Annotated in this window: 12 protein-coding genes and 3 tRNA genes; 9 read left to right on the top strand and 6 right to left on the bottom strand. The window is 68.8% G+C overall.

Translation table 11 applies throughout. The annotated features are described in order from the left end of the window. Window positions 1-8: 8 nt before the first annotated feature. Together M5D76_RS05525 and M5D76_RS05520 are read left to right on the top strand one after the other, a co-directional pair. Window positions 9-1805, top strand: a complete 1797-nt coding sequence (locus tag M5D76_RS05525; RefSeq protein ID WP_248922401.1) for a DEAD/DEAH box helicase — start codon at window positions 9-11, stop codon at window positions 1803-1805. A 229-nt stretch (window positions 1806-2034) separates the two neighbouring features. After that, window positions 2035-4842, top strand: a complete 2808-nt coding sequence (locus M5D76_RS05520) for a clostripain-related cysteine peptidase (protein WP_248922400.1) — start codon at window positions 2035-2037, stop codon at window positions 4840-4842. A 77-nt stretch (window positions 4843-4919) separates the two neighbouring features. Here the strand turns inward: M5D76_RS05520 and M5D76_RS05515 are convergent. From M5D76_RS05515 to M5D76_RS05505, 3 genes are all read right to left on the bottom strand, one after another. Further along, window positions 4920-4995, bottom strand: a tRNA-Lys gene (locus tag M5D76_RS05515). 89 nt (window positions 4996-5084) lie between these two features. Next, window positions 5085-5160 (bottom strand) — tRNA-Lys (locus M5D76_RS05510). Window positions 5161-5173: 13 nt separating this feature from the next. Next, window positions 5174-5249, bottom strand: a tRNA-His gene (locus M5D76_RS05505). 305 nt (window positions 5250-5554) lie between these two features. On the opposite strand from M5D76_RS05505, the gene M5D76_RS05500 reads away from it, so the two are divergent. The 5 genes from M5D76_RS05500 to M5D76_RS05480 all read left to right on the top strand — a co-directional run bounded on the left by M5D76_RS05500 (window position 5555) and on the right by M5D76_RS05480 (window position 13041). Next, window positions 5555-9844 (top strand): VaFE repeat-containing surface-anchored protein, encoded by a 4290-nt coding sequence (locus M5D76_RS05500; RefSeq protein WP_248922399.1) that lies wholly within the window; start codon window positions 5555-5557, stop codon window positions 9842-9844. A 103-nt stretch (window positions 9845-9947) separates the two neighbouring features. Continuing rightward, window positions 9948-10619 (top strand): sortase family protein, encoded by a 672-nt coding sequence (locus tag M5D76_RS05495; protein WP_248922398.1) that lies wholly within the window; start codon window positions 9948-9950, stop codon window positions 10617-10619. Between the two features lie 89 nt (window positions 10620-10708). Beyond that, window positions 10709-11575: a transporter substrate-binding domain-containing protein gene (locus M5D76_RS05490; RefSeq protein WP_248922397.1), complete on the top strand. Its 867-nt coding sequence runs from the start codon at window positions 10709-10711 to the stop codon at window positions 11573-11575. A gap of 52 nt (window positions 11576-11627) precedes the next feature. Beyond that, complete coding sequence (locus M5D76_RS05485) at window positions 11628-12272, top strand: amino acid ABC transporter permease (RefSeq protein WP_248923059.1); 645 nt, start codon at window positions 11628-11630, stop codon at window positions 12270-12272. Further along, entirely contained in the window at window positions 12265-13041 is a 777-nt protein-coding gene (locus M5D76_RS05480) for an amino acid ABC transporter ATP-binding protein (RefSeq protein ID WP_248922396.1), read from the top strand. The genes M5D76_RS05485 and M5D76_RS05480 overlap by 8 nt, the downstream gene beginning before the upstream one ends. A gap of 112 nt (window positions 13042-13153) precedes the next feature. On the opposite strand, the gene M5D76_RS05475 is transcribed toward M5D76_RS05480, so the two are convergent. The 3 genes from M5D76_RS05475 to M5D76_RS05465 all read right to left on the bottom strand — a co-directional run bounded on the left by M5D76_RS05475 (window position 13154) and on the right by M5D76_RS05465 (window position 16727). Continuing rightward, window positions 13154-14167 carry an aspartate-semialdehyde dehydrogenase gene (locus M5D76_RS05475; RefSeq protein ID WP_248922395.1) on the bottom strand — a complete coding sequence of 338 codons (1014 nt, stop codon included), beginning with the start codon at window positions 14165-14167 and terminating at the stop codon, window positions 13154-13156. Window positions 14168-14249: 82 nt separating this feature from the next. Continuing rightward, window positions 14250-15593: an aspartate kinase gene (locus M5D76_RS05470; protein ID WP_248922394.1), complete on the bottom strand. Its 1344-nt coding sequence runs from the start codon at window positions 15591-15593 to the stop codon at window positions 14250-14252. 3 nt (window positions 15594-15596) lie between these two features. Beyond that, window positions 15597-16727: a homoserine dehydrogenase gene (locus M5D76_RS05465; RefSeq protein WP_248922393.1), complete on the bottom strand. Its 1131-nt coding sequence runs from the start codon at window positions 16725-16727 to the stop codon at window positions 15597-15599. A gap of 103 nt (window positions 16728-16830) precedes the next feature. Here M5D76_RS05465 and thrC point away from each other — a divergent pair, with 103 nt between their 5' ends. Together thrC and thrB are read left to right on the top strand one after the other, a co-directional pair. Continuing rightward, complete coding sequence (gene thrC / locus M5D76_RS05460; RefSeq protein WP_248922392.1) at window positions 16831-18315, top strand: threonine synthase; 1485 nt, start codon at window positions 16831-16833, stop codon at window positions 18313-18315. Further along, window positions 18312-19220: a homoserine kinase gene (gene thrB, locus M5D76_RS05455; protein ID WP_248922391.1), complete on the top strand. Its 909-nt coding sequence runs from the start codon at window positions 18312-18314 to the stop codon at window positions 19218-19220. Before thrC ends, thrB begins: the two co-directional genes overlap by 4 nt. The last annotated feature ends 116 nt before the right edge of the window (window positions 19221-19336 follow it).

Here is a 19336-nt window from a genome sequence, read left to right as displayed (position 1 = left end):
CGCACCGCATGACCCAGCACCAAGGGGGACGTCGCGTCCCCAGACGACACCTGACCAAATCCGCCGAGAAGAGCACGTCCGCGCCCGCAGGCAAGCGCACATCGCGCCGCTCTGGCGCCCACGACAACGCGACCACCGAGGCAGGCGCCGAGACGGACTTCGACGAGCTCGGTCTCAGCGACGCCGTCCTGGCGGCCGTGGCCGACATGGGCCACACCACGCCCACGCCCGTCCAGGCACAGGCCATCCCGCTGGCGCTCGCCGGCGGCGACGTGCTCGCGGCGGCGCAGACCGGCACCGGCAAGACGGCCGCGTTCCTGCTGCCCTCCCTCGACCGCCTCGGCCACGCGCGAGGCGGCCAGGGCCCGCTCATGCTCGTCATCACGCCGACGCGCGAGCTCGCGCAGCAGATCGACGACGTCGCCCAGACCATCGCGCGCCACACGCACCACCGCGTGACGACCGTGGTTGGCGGCGTGGGCTACGAGCCGCAGAAGGACGCGCTCAGGCGTGGCTGCGACGTGCTCGTCGCGACGCCGGGACGCCTGCAGGACCTCATCGACCAGGGCTGCTGCAACCTGTCGCAGGTCGAGGTCCTCGTCCTCGACGAGGCCGACCGCATGCTCGACATGGGCTTCCTGCCTGCCGTGAAGAAGATCGTGGCCAAGACGCCGCAGTCGAGGCAGACGCTGCTCTTCTCGGCGACGCTTGACGACGACGCGATGAGGAGCACGGCGGGTCTCGTGAGGAAGCCGAGCCGCGTGGAGATCGCGCGCAAGGGCACCGTGGCCGAGACCATCGAGCAGTTCGCGCTGCCCGTGTCGCTCGAGGCGAAGAACGCGCTGCTCATCGACCTGCTGAGGCAGGAGGGGTCGGCGCGCGTGATCGTGTTCTGCAAGGGCAAGCACCGCGCGGACGGCATCTGCCGCAGGCTGCGCCGCGCGAAGATCTCGTGCGCGCCGATCCACGGCAACCGCAGCCAGCGCCAGCGCGAGAACGCGCTGCGGAACTTCCGCGAGGGCGAGGTCGACGTGCTGGTGGCGACCGACGTGCTCGCGCGCGGCATCGACGTGCCCGAGGTCTCGTACGTCGTGAACTTCGACGTGCCGGCCGACGCCGAGGACTACATCCACCGCATCGGCCGCACGGGCCGCGCCGGCGAGAGCGGCTGGGCGATCACGTTCGTGACCGAGGACGACTACCTGAGCCTGCGCGACGCCGAGCAGCTCATGAAGGCCGTCGTGCCGCCGTTCCCGCACGCGGGCTCGCTCGAGCTCGGCGAGAGGCCGCCGGTGCTCGACCCCGACCGCGACCCGATGGAGCGCCTGCCGGGAAAGAAGGCCCGCAAGAAGATGGCCGAGGAGCGCGCGGCGAGGCGCGAGGCGGGCTCGTCGTCGACCTCGCGCGGCAGCCAGGGCGGGCGCAAGTCCCGCGACGGGCGCGGCAGGTCCGCGAAGGCCGAGAAGGCGTCCGCGCCCGAGGCGCGCGCAGGCGAGAAGAGCGCGCCCAGCCAGGGCTCGAGGGACGGCCGGGAGAAGCAGGACGACGAGGGTCGGGCCCGCAGGCGCTGCCGTAGGGGCGAGCGCACGGGCGAGGGCTCGCGCAGGCAGACCCAGCAGGCCGAGGCCGGGCGCAACCGTGCCCAGCGCGACGGCGGCCGCGATCACGCGCGCTCCGGCAGGGGTCGCGCGCGCGGCCAGGAAGGCGGCTCCCGTCAGGAGACCAACCCGTTCGGCCCCACCAAGCCCAAGGCCAAGCCCCAGCGCCTGAAGCGCCACCCGGGCGACCGCGGCGGCAGGCGCTAGCAAAGGAAGCCAGCTCCTCTCCCCCGCGGCGACACATATGGCTTGATAACCAATCACGGCGGCCCGCGCGACAACGTGCGGGCCGCCCTCTTGTCTGGGACCACACGCGGGCTCGTGAGCTCGAACCGTTCGCTGACACAGGCCGCACCGTGACCGTGCGCGATAGGATAATTCGGGATAATTCATCAGATGAAACGACACAGAGGAACGCACCAACAAGGAGCCAAACATGGTTTTCAGACCCACGCGAAAGGCAAACAGACTCCTGGCCACGCTTGGCGTGGCGCTGGCGGCTGCCGCGACGACGCTCGCCCTGGCCTGCCCGGCCACCGCCCTCGCGCGCGAAGGCGCAGGCAGCCCAGGCGCCAGTCTGACGCCCGAGAGCGACCCCGCGCGCACGATCATGATCTACATGGATGGCGGCGCCTCCGAGGCGAACACGGGCGTTTGCAGCACCATAATCAAGGAGTACCTGCGCGCGAGCTTCGACCGGGACAACTTCCGCATCATCGTGATGACCGGCGGTTCGAGCGAATGGCACCTCGAGTCGAAGTACCTGAGGGACAAGGACGGCGGCGGCACCCTGACCGGGATCAGCAACGAGTACAACCAGGTCTGGGAGGTCTACGGAGCCCAGGGTGAGACGGAGGGCTACCTGCGGCTGCTCGACGGCGACGGCGTGTCCGGCGACGGAGACGACGCCAAAACGTCCGAAAACGAGCTCATGTACGACAAGGACACGCTGAAGAACTTCATCGGCTACGCGAAGCAGGTCGCACCTTCCGGGAAGTACGACCTCATCCTCAACGACCACGGCTCGGGTCCCGCGCACGGCTACGGCAGCGACGACCACGGCGACCCGAGCATGATGATGTCCGTCCTCTCCATCAGGCAGGCGCTTGCGGAAAGCGCCGTCGTGGGGGAGGTCGGCAAGTTCGACTTCGTGGACCTCGACTGCTGCTTCAATGGCAACCTCGAGATTGCGCTTGCCCTGTCAGACTACACGGACTACTTCCTGGGCTCCGCGGACGTCGACCCCCACGCCACGGTGGACTACACCGCACTCTTCAACTACCTGAACAAGAATCCCAACGTTGACACCAAGACGTTAGGAAAGCATCTCGTGGACCTCTTCGCCGACTACTACAACGAGCACCCCGACGACATATCGGTGGGCAGCGCAATCGTCTTTTGCGTGGTCGACACCCAGAAGCTCAAGGAGAGCGATATCGTGAGCAAGATGCAAGCGATCGCGGAAGAGCTTCGCGCCCAGGCCACGACCGGCAGCTTCTACGACGAGATTCGCACCACGAAGGACGACTATCACTTTGCCTACCAGAACCATCAGGACCTCTGGACGGTGGCTGAGCAGCTCGGCCTGAACGTATACGAGACGGACTGGAGCGACCCCGAGCTCAGAAACGCCTACACGGACGCGGCGCTCGAGGTGCAGAGGATCCTGAGCGACGAGGACGTCATCTACTCGAGGTACGCGGATTCCTCGAAGGTGACACAGGTCACCTTTGGCAGGGAGCTCAACGGGTCCGTGACTGTGAGGTCCGCAAGCGTCCCGGAGGGAGGGCTGAGCCTCTTCCACACGTGGAACCCCACCAAGGGCTCCTGCGCATATGACGTGCGCCATTACGTCAACGCGATGCCTCAGCTCGCGACCGCCATGGGCGAACGCCCAGAGACGACCTTCTACACCACGTACCTGCAGGCCATCATCGACTACGAGCTCATCTACGAAGCCGGCATCGCCGTCTCGCGCCTCGCCGAGGCGGGCACGCCCGTCAGCGAGATCGACTACGACAAGGTCGCCGCGAGTGTCATGGCTTCGGAGAACGAGAGGGCCAAGGGAACCTTCGAGACGCTGGTTGAGAAAAGCGATAGGGACGTCAGGGCGTGGCTAGGCCAGATAATCGACATCCAGAAGAAGGAGGTCCTGGACCACGAGAAGACCTCGCTCGCGGTGGAGACACGAGACGGAGTCGAGGGATACCGCATCGACGTGCACGACACCCCCAGACGCACCATCGGCGTCCCGGTGCTTCGGGCGACGGCGAGCGTGGAGGGCAGCCCGCTCGGCAGCCCGACCATGACGTTCTATGGCCAGGCGATTTCTAGCGAGGGGGACGCGCGGGTCGCCACGGACTCCTCCTACTTCATCCCCAAGTTTGACGGGCAGTGGTACGCCGTGAGGGATTCTGCCGGGGAGACCCACGTAGCAAGCGCCGCGTCCGACCATTCGGTCTTTGCGAGCATCAACATCGACGGCTCCAAGCCCGCCCCCGGCGAGTTGGGCTTTGACAGCGACGGGAAGGCGAAGTACGTCTACGTGTACGGCAACACGAAGCCCTTCGAGCTCGCCGACCTTGACGCCAAGGTGAACGTGATGATGCTCACCGACCCGTTTGACGCGATCTCGAGCCCCACGTCGATGCCGTTCGAGATCGATGCGAACAACACCACCCTAATAAAGGACACGTACGCGAACCTTGGCATCACGGGAGTCGAGCTCAAGCTGGCGATCTCGGACATGTACGAGGTCGAGCACGAGATCAAGCCAAGCCTGAGCTTCGATCCGAGCGGCGGTACGTGGGCCGACGGCGGAAGCGACGTCCGGAAGTACGACGCCGGCCTCGAGACCGACTTCCAGGTCGTCGACGCACCGACTCGCGACGGCTACACCTTCGTGTGCTGGAGGGGCTCCGAGTTCCAGCCTGGAGACGCCTACCACGCCGACAGCGACCACACGTTCGTGGCCGAGTGGAAGAAGAACGACACCGGTGGAGACGACCCAGGCGACGCCGACGATGGTGACACCGACGGGACCGACGCAGACGAGAAGAGCGACACGTCCGGCACGAAGACCGGCAGCCAGAAGCAGGACGCGGTCGAGAGCGCACGTGCGGCCGCGAGGGCGACCGCGCTTCCGGGCACGGCAGACGGCCAGGACGCGGCAATGCCCGCTCTTCTCGCGCTGGCGGCAGCCGGAGCGCTCGCTGCCGCAACGCTGCGTCGCAGGAGCGAATAGGCGCAGGGGCACCGGACGCCGCAAAGCCGCATGAGATGCAAAAAGGCCGGGGCAGATGCCCCGGCCATTGCGTTAGATGGTGGATCGTGAGGGGGTCGAACCCTCGACCTTGGGATTAAGAGTCCCCTGCTCTACCAACTGAGCTAACGATCCATATTCGGTTGTGCGAGAAAGGCCCGCCATCTGACGCGCCGGAAGGCGCACAAAGAAGCCGGGGCCTGAGCCCCGGCCGCTGTGTTAGATGGTGGATCGTGAGGGGGTCGAACCCTCGACCTTGGGATTAAGAGTCCCCTGCTCTACCAACTGAGCTAACGATCCATGCGAGTCGAAATGGGGTGGGTAGAGGGGCTCGAACCCTCGACCTACGGAGCCACGGTCCGTCGCTCTGCCAACTGAGCTACACCCACCATTTAGGCCCACCTCGTAACGCGCTAGACCATAATGCCCAAACCACTCTCGCGATGCAAGGGCAAATCCAAAAAAAGTCGGGTGGGTCAGTTTTCATCACAATTTCGATACGCCAGACGACGCGCGCGGGCAGTCGCGGGCAAGGCTTCGACAAGTCTCGCGCGAGCCTTCGCCCAGTCAGGAAAAATATGCGGAAACGAGCCTCCATATGGCCAATCGCCACGCGGAAATGGCGGACGAGAGCGCGTTCGCGGTGCCATAATCGCTCCCCACAAAGCACCCATGCCGACGGGATGGAGACGATATGGACACCAGACTGCACTGCCCGAAGCCAACACACAGGGGAAGGCCGCGGCGCCTTCGGGAGGGGCCCGCGGCCTCCGCGGGCGCGAGGGACGCGCGGTGGAGGCGCGAGCGGCGAGAGGGACGGCAGGCTCTTCTCGGCGCCGTGCTCTTCGCCCTTGCGTGCCTCGCGGTCGCGATCCTCATGCCGGCCCTCACGCAGGCGCGCGGCGATGCGCTGGGGTCGATGTCGGAGGCCGTCACCTTCGAGGCGCAGGACATCGGCGCCGAGCAGATGGGGTACCGCTCGGGGTCGCATGACGTGGCGTTCTGCCTGGACGGCAGCATGCGGGGGCCGGAAGGGACGACCTACCAGCTGACCGACGAGCGCGACCCCGTGGCCGGCTACATCGTCTACCACGGGTTCCCCAACACGACGACGATCTGCGGGCAGCCGCTGACCGAGACCGAGGCCGAGGTCGTGACCCAGCTGGCGCTGTGGATGCACGGCGGGTTCCTCTCGCGCGAGGGCGTGATCTGCGAGACGAACGAGGCCGAGGGCTACGAGGCGGGCATGACCTGGGGGCCGTTCGCGGCACAGACGGCCGAGGCGCAACGCGCGTGCGTGGCCCTGCTCGACGAGGCGCAGGCCTTTGCCGACGGCGGGGCGCGGGGTCCCGAGGCGACGTGGGTGGCAATCTTCGCGCCGACGGACGGCGTCGCGCGACAGCGGCTGCTGCTGGCGCGCAGGTCGGGCGCGGCCGCGCTCGAGAAGCGCTCGGCCAGGCCGGCCACGAGCGACGGCAACGCGTCGTACGACCTTGCGGGCGCGACCTACACGGTCTACCTGAACGACGCGTGCACGGTGGAGGCGAAGACCATCTCGGGCGACGTGGCGCGGATCGTGTGCGACGCGGGCGGCCACGGCGAGGTCGCGGGGCTCGCGCCGGGCACGTACTTCGTGCGCGAGACCGCCGCGCCGCGCGGCTACGAGCGAGACGAGCGCGTCTACACGGTTGGCGTCGAGGCGGGGCAGACGGGCCTCGTGGCGGGAGGCGCCGTCGCCGACGAGCCGATGACGACCACGGGGGCCGTCGTGCGCAAGGTGGACGGCGCGATGGTCGCGCTTGGCTCGGAGCTCGCGCAGCGCGGCGAGGGCGACGCAAGCCTTGCCGGGGCGCTCGTGAGGCTGTGCCAGCACGTGGGCGCAGAGGGCGACACGGGAGGTACGCCCGCGCGCACCTGGACGCTGAGGTCGGACGCGACCGGGTCGATCCTCTTCGACGAGGCGCACCTCGCGGGAGGCGACAAGCCCTACCGCGACGCGCGCGGAGCGATGGCGCTGCCCCTGGGGACCTACACCCTGCAGGAGGTCGGCGCGCCGGAGGGCTACGAGCTGAGCGACGGCGAGGCGCACGTCATCGTCGTGCGGCAGGAGGGCAACTCTGCCGTGGTGGAGCGGCGCGGCTGGGGCTGCGACGCGGCAGGCTGGGACTTCGCGGGCCGCGGCATCGCCGACGAGCCCGTGCGCGGCGGCATCGCGGTGCGCAAGGTCGACGCGGAGACCGGCGAGGAGCACGCCCTGGGTGGGGCGACGCTTGCGGGCACGGTGTTCGAGGTGACCAACGAGTCGGCGCTGCCCGTGGTCGTGGCGGGACACCTCTACCCCAGGGGCGCCGCGATTGCGGAGGCGCGCATGGTGACCGACGCCGAGGGACGCGCGGCGACGGCGGAGGCTCTTCTCCCCTACGGGACGTACCGCGTGAGCGAGGTCACGCCGCCGAGGGGCTACCTGCCCTGCCGCGGCGAGCGCGACCGGGGCTCGCAGGTGGTCGAGGTCAGGCAGGCCGGCGTCGTGCACGCCCAGCCGCAGGGCAGCACGCAGAACCAGGTGAGGCGCGGCGACATCTCGCTCAAGAAGAAGGAGGAGGGCAGCATGCGGCCGCTGGCGGGCGTGGCGTTTCGCGTGACGTCGGCCACGACCGGCGAGTCGCACGTGCTCGTGTGCGACGAGAACGGCATGGCGGACACGTCGGCGTCGTGGGTGGCGCACACGGCCCAGACGAACGGGAACGACGCGGCGCTGTCGGAGGGCGGCGCGGCGAAGGCGGGGCTCTCGTCCGAGCGCGGCGTGTGGTTCTCGGGGCGCGGCGAGACGGGCGCGGGCGGTATCGTTCGAGACGACCTGGGGGCGCTGCCGTACGACACATACGAGGTCAGCGAGCTGAGGTGCGCCGCCAACGAGGGGCACGAGCTCGTGAGCTTCGAGGTGTGCGTGACGCGCGACCACGTGACGCTCGATTTGGGGACCGTGAGCGACGCGATGCTGCCGCGGCTCGAGACCGAGGCGTGGGGAGACGGTGGGGCGAAGTCGGTCGACGCGCGCGAGGACGCCAGGATCGTGGACACGGTCTACTACGCCAACGTGACCCCCGGCGAGCGCTACAGCCTGACGGCGACGCTCAGGGACCGCGACACGGGCGAGGAGATCGTGGACGAGCAGGGCGCGCCCGTGACGGGGAGCGCGACGTTCGTGGCGAGCGAGCGCCACGGGACCTGCGACGTGGAGGTGCCGCTTGACGCGAGGCGCCTCGGCGAGAGGTCGGTCGTGGTGTTCGAGACGCTGAGCGACGCGGGCGGGCGCGAGCTGGCCGTCCACGGCGACCTGGGCAACACGGACGAGACCATAGGCGTCTCCCCCACGATGTCGACGCGCGCGGACTCCGGCGTCGACGGCGAGACCGAGCTGCCAAGCACGGGAGTGGCGCACGTGCGCGACGCGGTCGACATGGCGGGGCTCGTGCCGGGATCCGAGTACCGCCTCGTGGCGACCCTCGTGGACGCGACGACCGCGCAGGTGGTGGAGACCGACGCCGGTCCCGCGCGGGCGGAGCGCACCTTCGTGGCGACAGGCGAGACGGAGACGCAGCTCATGGAGCTCGATCTGCCGGCACCGGCCCTCACGGGAAAGAGGCTCGTGGTGTTCGAGCGGCTCCTGAGGGGTGACGAGGAGGTCTGCAGCCACGAGGACCTCGAGGCGCAGGAGCAGACCGTGCGCGCCTGCCGCATCGCCACGCACGCGACGACGGACGCGGCGGAGGGCGAGGGGACGTCCACCGAGGGCCCGACGCGGGTGCGCGACACCGTGGACTTCGAGAACCTGGTGCCGGGCGCCACGTATCACCTGGTGGCAGGACTCTTCGACAAGGGCGCCGGCCTCATGCTCGCGGACCAGGACGGACGCGAGGTCACGGTCGACCACGAGTTCACCTGCGGCGCGGCAAGCGGCAGCGAGGTCGTGGAGATTCCCCTCGACGCGTCGCTCGCGCGCGGGCGCACCCTCGTGGCGTTCGAGACGCTGACGCGCGACGGCGTGGTCGTGGCGGAGCACAGGGACGCCAACGACGAGGGCCAGACCGTGAGCTTCCCTGCGATCCGCACGCTCGCGCACGACGCGGGCGGCGAGTCGAAGCACCTTGCCGGCATCGGCGGGGTCGCCGTCGTGGACGAGGTGAGCTACGAGGGGCTCGTCCCCGGCAGGACCTACCGGCTCGTGGGCGAGCTGCACGACCGCGAGACCGGCGAGGTGATGGAGGCGCCCGGAGGCGGCAAAGCCGTCTTCGAGCACGAGTTCACGCCCACGGAGGAGTCGGGCAAAGAGAGCGCCGAGTTCGCCGTGGACGCAGGGAAGAGCTCCGGCCGGGCCGCCGTGGCCTTCGAGACGCTCTACGACGGCGGCGAGGTCGTGGCGCGCCATGCGGACCTCTCCGACGAGGCCCAGACGGTGTGGCTCGCGAGCATCGGGACCGAGGCGCGAGACGCCGACGGCGGCGACAAGGAGGTCGAGGCGGACCTCGCGCGCGTGGTCGACACCGTGCGCTACGAGAACCTCGAGCCGGGCGTGGAGTACGAGCTCGAGGGGACGCTCATGGAACGCGAGAGCGGCGAGCCCGTGCGCGGCAGCGACGGGGAGCCGTTGAGGAGGCGCGTGGCGTTCACCCCGAGGGAGGCCTCTGGCGAGACCCAGGTCGAGTTCGAGCTCGAGGCCGGCGAGGCGTCCGGCCAGACGCTCGTCGCGTTCGAGCGGCTCACGCGCGACGGCGACATCGTCTGCACGCACGAGGACCTGGGCGACGAGGCGCAGTCGGTGCGTGTGACAAAGGCTGCGGGAGGCTCTCCCCTGCCGCAGACGGCCGCGGGCCTGGGCTGCGCGCTCGCGATGGTCGCCGGCGTCTGCCTGCTGACGTCCAGTCGCGCCTCCGCACGAGGCGCTCGCAGGCGCCGCAGGGCGACGCGCGGCAGGAGGAGATAGCGTGCGTCGACGCATGACGCGAGGCGCGCGGGGGCGAGCCAGGGTCAGGACGTGGGCCCTGGCCGCCCTCGGCCTTGCGCTGGTCGCTTTTGCGGGGGCGCACATGTGGAGGGGCGCGGCGACGGTTGCCGCGTCCGCGGAGGCCGCCCGCTCGGTCAGGACGGACGGGGCCGTGAGCCCGGAGCTGATCGGGGACGTCGCCCCCGGGGCCGTGGCGTGGCTCGAGGTGGGCGGGACCGGCGTCGACCTCCCGATCATGCGTGCGCCCGAGGGCGACGAGGGGTTCTACCTAGAGCACGACCACACGGGCGCGGACTCGGACGTGGGGGTGCCCTACGTCGCGCCCGACGCGCGCCCGGACGGGCCTGCCGTCATGGCGTTCGGGCACCACGTCGCGCTCACCGGCGGATCGTTCACGGAGCTGTACGACCTGTGGAGACCCGATCGCTTCGCCGCGATCGAGCATGCGAGCGCGCGCTGGACGACGCCCGCGGGCGGGGTCTGCGAGTTCAGGCCACTCTGCGCGGCGCGTATCGACGGCGGAGAGGAGCTCGCGACGGCGCTGGCGGCCGAGCGCACAGAGGTGCCGCGAGAGGGGCTGCACGCTCTTCTCGGCCGCACGGAGGCCAAGGCAGGGGGTGCCGAGGAGGCGCTTGCGAAGGCACGGCGGTCGCTCGTGCTCGTGACCTGTGCGTCGGTCGTGCCGGGACGGAGCGAGCGAACGCTCGTGGCGTTCGTCTCGGCGGAGGCGCCGCGCGACGAAACACACATGTAACTGCGAAAAGGTTGAACGGCCGGGGCACAGCGGCTATGCTTACTCCATTACGCTAAAGTATCGTGACCGACGCGACGACGGAGGCAGGCATGAAGCACATCACCAGGACCATCGACCGCAGGCAGTTCCTGAGCGCATCGGCGCTCCTTCTCGCGACCCCGGCGATCGGCGCGCTCGCGGGATGCGGCGCCGCACCCGCCCAGCAGGGGCAGGCCCCGGGCAGCGAGTTCAACGGGCAGTTCATCGTTGGATTTGACCAGGACTTCCCGCCCTACGGCTACGTGGGCGACGACGGCCAGTTCACGGGCTTCGACCTCGACCTCGCGCGTGCCGTCTGCGAGCTCGAGGGGTGGAGCTACACGCCCAAGCCGATCGCGTGGGACGCGAAGGACGGCCTGCTCAACAGCGGCCAGATCACCTGCATCTGGAACGGCTTCACCATCGAGTCGCGCGAGAACGACTATGCGTTCACGAGCGCGTACATGGAGAACCGCCAGATCGTTGTCGTCAAGGCGGACTCCCCCGTCAAGACGCTTGCGGACCTCGCCCAGAAGAACGTGATCACGCAGGCGGACTCGACCGCCTACCACCTGCTCTCCCAGGGCGGCGAGCAGGCGTCGCTGGGCGCGACGTTCGCGCAGCTCCAAACCATCGGCGAGTACAACACCGCCTTCATGATGCTCGAGAGCGGCGCCGTGGACGCCATCGCCGCCGACTACCCCGTCGCGACCTTCAACATCGGCGACAAGAAGAGCAGCTACCGCATCCTGGACGAGAGCCTCTCGAGCGAGCACTACGGCGTCGGCTTCGCGAAGGGCGCGACCGGAAGCGACCTCGCCAAGAAGGTCGAGGCCGACCTCAAGAAGCTCGACCAGCAGGGCAAGGTCAAGGAGATCTGCGAGAAGTACAAGGACAAGGGCGTCAGCTACGACCTCTGGGTCCTGCCGAAGGACTAGCGAGACGCGAGGCGGCCGATCGCGGCCGCGCGAGGAGAATCACGTGAACACGATGACGATCGGCGGCATGCTGCTGCAGGCATATGCCGTCTCGATGCAGATATTCGCCCTGACCCTGCTCGGCGCCGTGCCGCTTGGCGTCGTGGTGGCGCTCGGGCGCCTCTCGCGCTCGCGCGTGCTCTCGGGCATCGTGGGGCTCTACATCTCGATCATGCGCGGCACGCCCCTCATGCTGCAGATGTTCGCGGTCTTCTTCATCCCCTACTACGTCTTCGGGATCCAGACCGGACCGTCCTACATGTTCGTGGCGGTCATGATCGCCTTCGTCATCAACTACACCGCCTACTTCGCCGAGATCTACCGCTCCGGCATCCAGAGCATGCCGCAGGGCCAGTACGAGGCGGCCGAGGTCCTGGGCTACACGAGCGGCCAGACCTTCTTCCGCATCATCCTGCCGCAGGTCGTCAAGAAGATTCTGCCGGCGATGGGCAACGAGGTCATCACCCTGGTGAAGGACACCTCCCTCGCGTTCTCGATCGGCATCGCGGAGATGTTCACCGTCAGCAAGGCGCTCGTCGCGGGCCAGCGCACGATGGTGCCCTTCGCCATCGCCGCGCTCATCTATTGGGTCACCTGCCTGGTCATCGAGTTCGCGCTGCGCAGGGTCGAGAAGAAGCTGGATTACTACCATGACTAGCAAGACCACCGCACCGGCCGTCAGCCTCGAGGGCGCCTCGAAGAGCTTTGGCGAGAAGAGCGTGCTCTCCGACGTGTCACTCTCCATCTCCGCGGGCGAGGTCGTCTCGATCATCGGCTCGTCGGGCGCCGGCAAGTCCACGATCCTGCGCTGCCTGACCCTGCTCGAGACCCTTGACGCGGGACGCCTCGCCTACGGCGACCTCACCGTCTGCGAGAACGACGCCACCGGGCGCGCCCGCTACGACCGTGCCGCGCGCACCGAGGCGCACATGCGCTTCGGGATCGTCTTCCAGGACTACAACCTCTTCCCCCACTACAGCGTCCTGAGGAACGTGACCGACGCGCCCGTCACGGTGCAGCGCCGCGACCCGTCCGAGGTCGAGGCCGAGGCCCGCGAGCTGCTGAGGCGCCTCGACCTTCTCGAGCACGCCGACAAGGTGCCCTGCGAGCTCTCCGGCGGGCAGCAGCAGCGCGTGGCCATCGCGCGCGCACTCGCGATGAGACCGAGCGTCATGTTCTTCGACGAGGCGACCTCCGCGCTCGACCCCAAGCTCACCAACGACATGCACGCGCTGATCCGCGAACTCGCGCGGGACGGCATGGCTGTCGGCATCGTCACGCACGAGATGGGCTTCGCGCGCATGGTCTCCGACCGCATCTGCCTGCTGCATGACGGCCGCATCATCGAGAGCGGCACTCCCGAGGAGGTCATCGACCACCCCAAGAACGAGCTGACGCGCGAGTTCCTGGCGAACGTCGCCGACTAAGCGCTGCCGCAAGACTCGGCGATACCGTACGAAGCCGTAACAAATGGGCCTCGAAGGCGCACGTCACGCCCTCGAGGCCCGTGTTTTGGCTGCGGAGTGCCCGCGTGCCTCCCTAGACGAGGTGCTCCGCGATCTGGACGGCGTTGGTCGCCGCGCCCTTGCGGATCTGGTCGCCGCAGCAGAAGAGCGTGAGCGCGCTTACGCCCTCGGGGGCCGACGTGTCGCGCCTGATGCGGCCGACGTAGACGAGGTCCTGGTCCGAGGTGTCGAGTGGCATCGGGTAGCGAAGCGCGTCGAGGTCGTCGACGACCTTCACGCCAGGGGCCGAGGCGAGAATCTCGCGCGCCTCGTCGGGCGTGATGGGGCGGTCGAACTCCGCGGTGATCGACTCGGAGTGGGAGCGCATGACGGGGACGCGCACGCAGGTGCAGTTGACGCGCAGCTCGGGCAGGTGCATGATCTTGCGCCCCTCGTGCAGCATCTTGACCTCCTCGGAGGTGTAGCCCTCCTCGCGGGCGCCGCCGATCTGCGGGATCAGGTTGTAGGCCAGCTGGTAGGCGAAGGGGTCAGTGTCGCCGACCTCCTCCCCCTCGGCCAGGGCGCGCATCTCGCGCTCGAGCTCGCGAAGGCCCGGCATGCCAGCACCGGAGGCCGCCTGGTAGGTGCTCACGACGAGGCGCCTGAGGCCCGCGGCCTGGTGGAGCGGGAAGATCGGCACGAGGCCGATGATGGTTGCGCAGTTGGGGTTCGCGATGATGTTGCGCGGGTGGTTGGCGATGTCAGCCGCGTTGATCTCGGGAATGACCAGGGGGACGTCCTCGTCGAGCCTGAAGGCGTGCGAGTTGTCGACGCAGACCGCGCCTCGCGCGGCGGCCTCGGGCAAAAGCTCCTTGGCCTGCGCGTCGCCGGCGGCGCCGAGCACGATGTCGACGCCCTCGAAGGCCTCGGGCGTGGCCTCGCGCACGGGCACGTCCTCGCCGCAGAAACGCACGGTCTTGCCGACCGAGCGTGCGCTCGCAAGCGGGACCAGGCGCGAGACGGGGAAGTCGCGCTCCTCGAGGCACTCGAGCATCTGCGCGCCGACGACACCCGTCGCGCCGAGAATTGCTACAACCTTGTCTGCCATGAAAAGCTCCAATCGTGTGCGCCGCGTCGGCGCGGACCGAGCCCGCGGACGCGGGCGAATGGGAGGTGCGGCGGCGCCGAGGCTACCTGTCGGCGTTCTCGGCGGTCACCATCTCGTTAGCGACGAAGTTCTCGTAGATGACGCCGATGGCGCGCTTGAAGTCGTCGTTGTTGACGCCGAGGATGATCGAGATCTCCTTCGAGCTCTGGGTGATCATGCGGATGTTGATGCCGGCCTCGCCCAGGACGCCGAAGATGCGACCCGACGTGCCCGCACGGCGGCTCATGTTGCGGCCGACGACGGAGATGAGGGCGAGCTTGTCGATCACGCTGATGCTGTCGGGCTTGAGCTCGTGCTGCAGGTCGCTCGTGATGGAGTAGATGGAGTCCTTCACGTCGGCGCCGTTGACGACGACGCCGAAGGAGTCGACGCCGGTGGGCACGTGCTCGACCGAGACGCCGTAGCGTTCGAAGATCGCGAGGGCGCGCTTGAGGAAGCCCACCGAGTTGGACATGTGGGCCTTCTGGATGTGGACGGACATGAAGTCCTTCTTGCCCGCGATGCCCGTGATGAGGTGCTCGCGCTCGCGCTCGGCGGCCGTCTCGCGGATGACCGTGCCGCGCGCCTCGGGGTCGTTGGTGTTCTTGATCTGGATGGGGATGCCCACCTCGCGCACGGGGAAGATGGCCTCCTCCTGCAGGACGGAGGCGCCCATGTAGGAGAGCTCGCGCATCTCGTCGAAGGTGATGCGGTGGATGGAGCGCGGCTCGTCGACGATGCGGGGGTCGGCCGCCATGAAGCCCGAGACGTCGGTCCAGTTCTCGTAGAGGCCGGCGTCGAGGCAGCGCGCGAGGATGGCGCCCGTGATGTCGCCGCCGCCACGCTCGAAGAGCTTGACCGTGCCGTCGACGGTCGAGCCGTAGAAGCCGGGCAGCACGAAGGTGCCCAGGCGCGCCACGGCGTCGCGCACGTAGGTCGCCGTGCGCTCCATGTCGACGGTGCCATCGTGGTGGAACACGATGACGTCGGCCGCGTCGAGGAACGGGATCCCCAGGTACTCGGCCATGAGGCGACCCGTGAACCACTCGCCCCTCGAGACGATGTACTCCGGCGAGAGGCTCTTGATGACGGAACTGAACTCCTCGAACTTCTCCTCGATGGGATACTTCAGGCCCAGCTCGTCGCGGATGTCGACGAAGCGCTGCTCGATGTCCTTGAGAAGCGTCGTGCAATCGACGTGGTACTCCAGGTGCGCGTTGACCAGAAGCAGCAGGTCGGTGAGCTTGTTGTCACCGTCGAAGCGCTTGCCGGAGGCGGAGACGACCACGAAGCGGCGCTCATCGTCGGCCTTCACGATCGACTTGACCTTCCTGAACTGCTCGGCGTTGGCGACGCTCGAGCCGCCGAACTTGGCAACCTTGATCATCTGCTAGACCTCCTGCGGAACGGCGCACATGAAACTGGTGGGATCGGTCTCGAGGGCCGCGTCGAGCACCTTGCGCGCGGCCTCGCTGGTGAGCGAGAAGAGCATGCCGTACCCCTCGCAGACGGGCTCGGCAGCGGCGGGCAGCTCGGTGCTGCGAATCAGGTAGTCGCTCGTGAGAAGCGTCGGGTCGTATGCGTGGCCCGCCGAGAAGTCGTAGTGCGGCACGCGGCCGTGCGCGAAGTCGATGACGTCCTGCACGATGGCGTTGCCCGTCGGCAGCATGCCCGCGCCCTGGCCGTAGAACTTGAGGGGACCGATCGTGGTGCCCTCGAGCGAGATGAGGTTGAAGTTCGACGGCACGTTGGCCTCGAGCGACGCAAGCGGCAGCGCCACCGGCTCGACGGAGACGGCGTAGCGGCCATCCTGCTGCACGCCGCGGCCGAGCAACCTGAGGCCTCGGCCCATCGAGCGCAGCTGGTCGAGGTCGCCCTTGGCGAGCGTGCGGATGCCCATGACGGGCAGGTCGTGCGTGCAGGCGACGTCGAAGGCGACGCTCGCGGAGATGATGGTCTTGTTCTTGACGTCGATGCCGTCGATGTCGGCCGACGGGTCCCTCTCGGCGTAGCCGAGGCGCTGCGCGTCGGCGAGCACCTCGTCGAAGTCGGCGCCATGGCGCTCCATCGAGTCGACGATGTAGTTGGTGGTGCCGTTCATGATGCCCGAGAAGCTCGAGACCTCGTCGATGCGGCGGACCTTCTCGATCGACGCGATCCAGGGGATGCCGCCGCCGACGGACGCCTCGATGAGCAGGCCGGCGCCGGAGACGCGCGCCTGGCGGGCGAACTCGTCGAAGTGGGCCGCCACCACGGCCTTGTTGGAGGTGACGACGCTCTTGCCCGCGGCGAGCGCCTCGATGATGAACGTGTGCGCGGGCTCGAGTCCGCCCATGCACTCGACCACGAGGTCGATCTCCCCGTCGCCGACGATCTCGCGATAGTCCGAGGTCATCCTGTCGTCCGTGAGGCGGTCGGGCAGCTCGAGGATGCGCGCGACCTCGACGTCGTCGACGTGCTCGGCGATGATCTTGTCGACGCCGCGCCCGACGGTGCCGTACCCAAGGATGGCAATCTTCATCTGGTACCAATCTTTCTACTCTGTGTCATAAGCGGTGGGCCAAAGGCTTCCAAGCTAGAATGATATCCAACCGATGGCCCAACCACCGAGGCAAGGAGCGCTCGTGAAAACGTTCTATCACAGTACGCGTGGCAATGACCAAACCGTAACAAGCAAGCAAGCAATTCTGGCCGGCATCGCGCCCGACGGCGGGCTCTTCGTCTCGGACCAGCTCGGCGAGAAGAGCCTCGACCTTGCCCGGGTGTCGTCCCAGACCTACCACGAGACGGCCCGACAGGTCCTGTCCACCCTGCTCGGCGACTTCTCCGACGACGAGGTGGCCTCCTGCGTCGCCGGCGCCTACGCCGACAACTTCGACACGCCCGCCATCACGCCCGTGACCCCCATCGGCGACGACTGGCTGCTCGAGCTCTACCACGGCCCGACCTGCGCCTTCAAGGACGTCGCCCTCCAGATGCTGCCGCACCTCATGTCGCGCGCCCGCGTCGGCGACGGCCGCGACGTCATGATCGTGACCGCGACCTCCGGCGACACCGGCAAGGCCGCCCTCGCCGGGTTCGCCGGCGTCGAGGGCTGCGGCATCTGCGTCTTCTACCCCGAGGGCAAGGTCTCCGACATCCAGCGCCTCCAGATGGCCACCCAGCAGGGCGAGAACGTCAGCGTCGTCGCGATCCGCGGCACCTTCGACGACGCGCAGACCCAGGTCAAGCGCATCTTCGCCGACGAGGCGCTCCGAGGGCGCCTTGCCGAGAAGAGCTGCGTCCTCTCCAGCGCAAACTCCATCAACGTCGGCCGCCTCGTGCCCCAGGTGACCTACTACGTCGACGCCTACGCCCAGCTCGTGCGCTCCGGCGCCGTCAGCGCGGGCGACGAGGTCGACTTCTGCGTCCCCACGGGCAACTTCGGCGACGTCCTCGCCGGCTACTACGCCAAGAGGCTCGGCCTGCCCGTCGGCAGGCTCATCGTGGCCTCCAACACCAACAAGGTCCTGACCGACTTCCTCGAGACCGGCACCTACGACCGCCGCCGCGAGTTCAAGAAGACGATCTCCCCCTCGATGGACATCCTCGTCTCCTCCAACCTCGAGCGCATGCTCTACTACCTCACCGACGGCGACTGCAAGCGCGTCGCGAGCCTCATGGCCGACCTCTCCGAGAAGGGTCTCTACACGCTTGATGCGGCTCTTCTCGACCGCCTGCGCGAGACCTTCGACGGAGGCTTCGCGACCGACGACGAGACGCGCGCCACGATCCGCTCGGCGTGGGAGCGCGACGGCGTGCTCATCGACCCGCACACGGCCGTGGCCAAGTGCGTGCTCGACCGCGCGCCGCGCGAGGGCCGCGCCCGCGTGTGCCTCTCGACGGCCAACCCCTACAAGTTCTCGGCCGACGTGCTCGCCGCGCTGGGCCGCGACACCTCCGGAATGGGCGGCTTCGCCTGCATGGACGCCCTCCAGGAGCTGACCGGCGTCACCGCGCCCGCACAGCTCTCCGGGCTGCGCGACGCCGCCGTCCTGCACGAGGCCGTCTGCGACCAGGCAGAGATGACCGCCGCCGTCGAGGCCGCCTGCGCGAGGGCCTTCGCATGAGCGCCCCCACGCGCTTCGCGGTGAGCGTCCCCGCGACCTCCGCAAACGTGGGAGTCGGCTTCGACTGCCTGGGCATCGCGCTCGACCTCGCGGCCACCTTCACCTTCGAGGTCGCCGACGAGCTCTCGATCGACGGATGCCCCGAGCAGTTCCGCGGCCACGACAACCTCGTCTGGACCAGCTACCTCGAGTGCTGCAGGCGCCTCTACGCGCGCCCGCAGCCCCTGCACATCACGATCGACTCCCCCATCCCGCTCTCGGGAGGCCTCGGCTCGAGCTCCGCCTGCGTGGTCGCCGGCGTCGCCGCGGCCCAGGTCCTGCACGCAGGCGGGCTCGACGCGAGCAGCGCGCTCGACGTCGCCTGCGCCCTGGAGGGCCACCCCGACAACGTGGCGCCGGCCCTTCTCGGCGGCCTCGTGAGCTCCTTCGTCGACGAGGGCGACACGCACCCGCTGCGCTTCGACGTGGCCGACAGCGTGCGCTTCGTCGCGATCGCGCCTCCCTACGAGGTCCGCACCGCCGACGCGCGCCGCGTCATGCCCGAGACCGTGCCCACCTCAACGGCCGTCTGGCAGATCGGCCGCTGCGTCGCGACCGTGCGCGCCCTCGAGACCGGCGACTGCGACCTGCTTACGGCCGCCTGCCAGGACCGCCTGCACGAGCCCTACCGCTCCCGCCTGATCGCCGACTGGGAGCCCCTGCGCCGCACCGCGCTCGCGGCCGGCGCCGCCGCCTTCGTCATCTCCGGCTCCGGCTCCACGATGCTCGCGATCGCCGACGGCGACGAGCGCGCCCAGCGCGTGGCCGACGCCGTCGCCAACATGGTCGAGAACCGCGTCGACGGCCTCTGGGTCCGCGTGCTCTCTGCCAGCGCCGAGGGCGCCACCGTCACCACGCTCGCCTGACGCGGCCGAGAAGAGCGCGCCCGTCGCAGGCACGCGCCCATGAAACGACCAAGGGGAGGGAACCACCTTCGGTTCCCTCCCCCTTTTTCGCTGCAGCGGTTGGACCTGGCAGGGCG

This window comes from Olsenella intestinalis, assembly GCF_023276655.1.
GTDB lineage: Bacteria > Actinomycetota > Coriobacteriia > Coriobacteriales > Atopobiaceae > Olsenella_J > Olsenella_J intestinalis.
The sequence above is the reverse complement of the archived record's forward strand: the minus strand, read 5'-3'. Positions and strand labels throughout refer to the sequence as shown.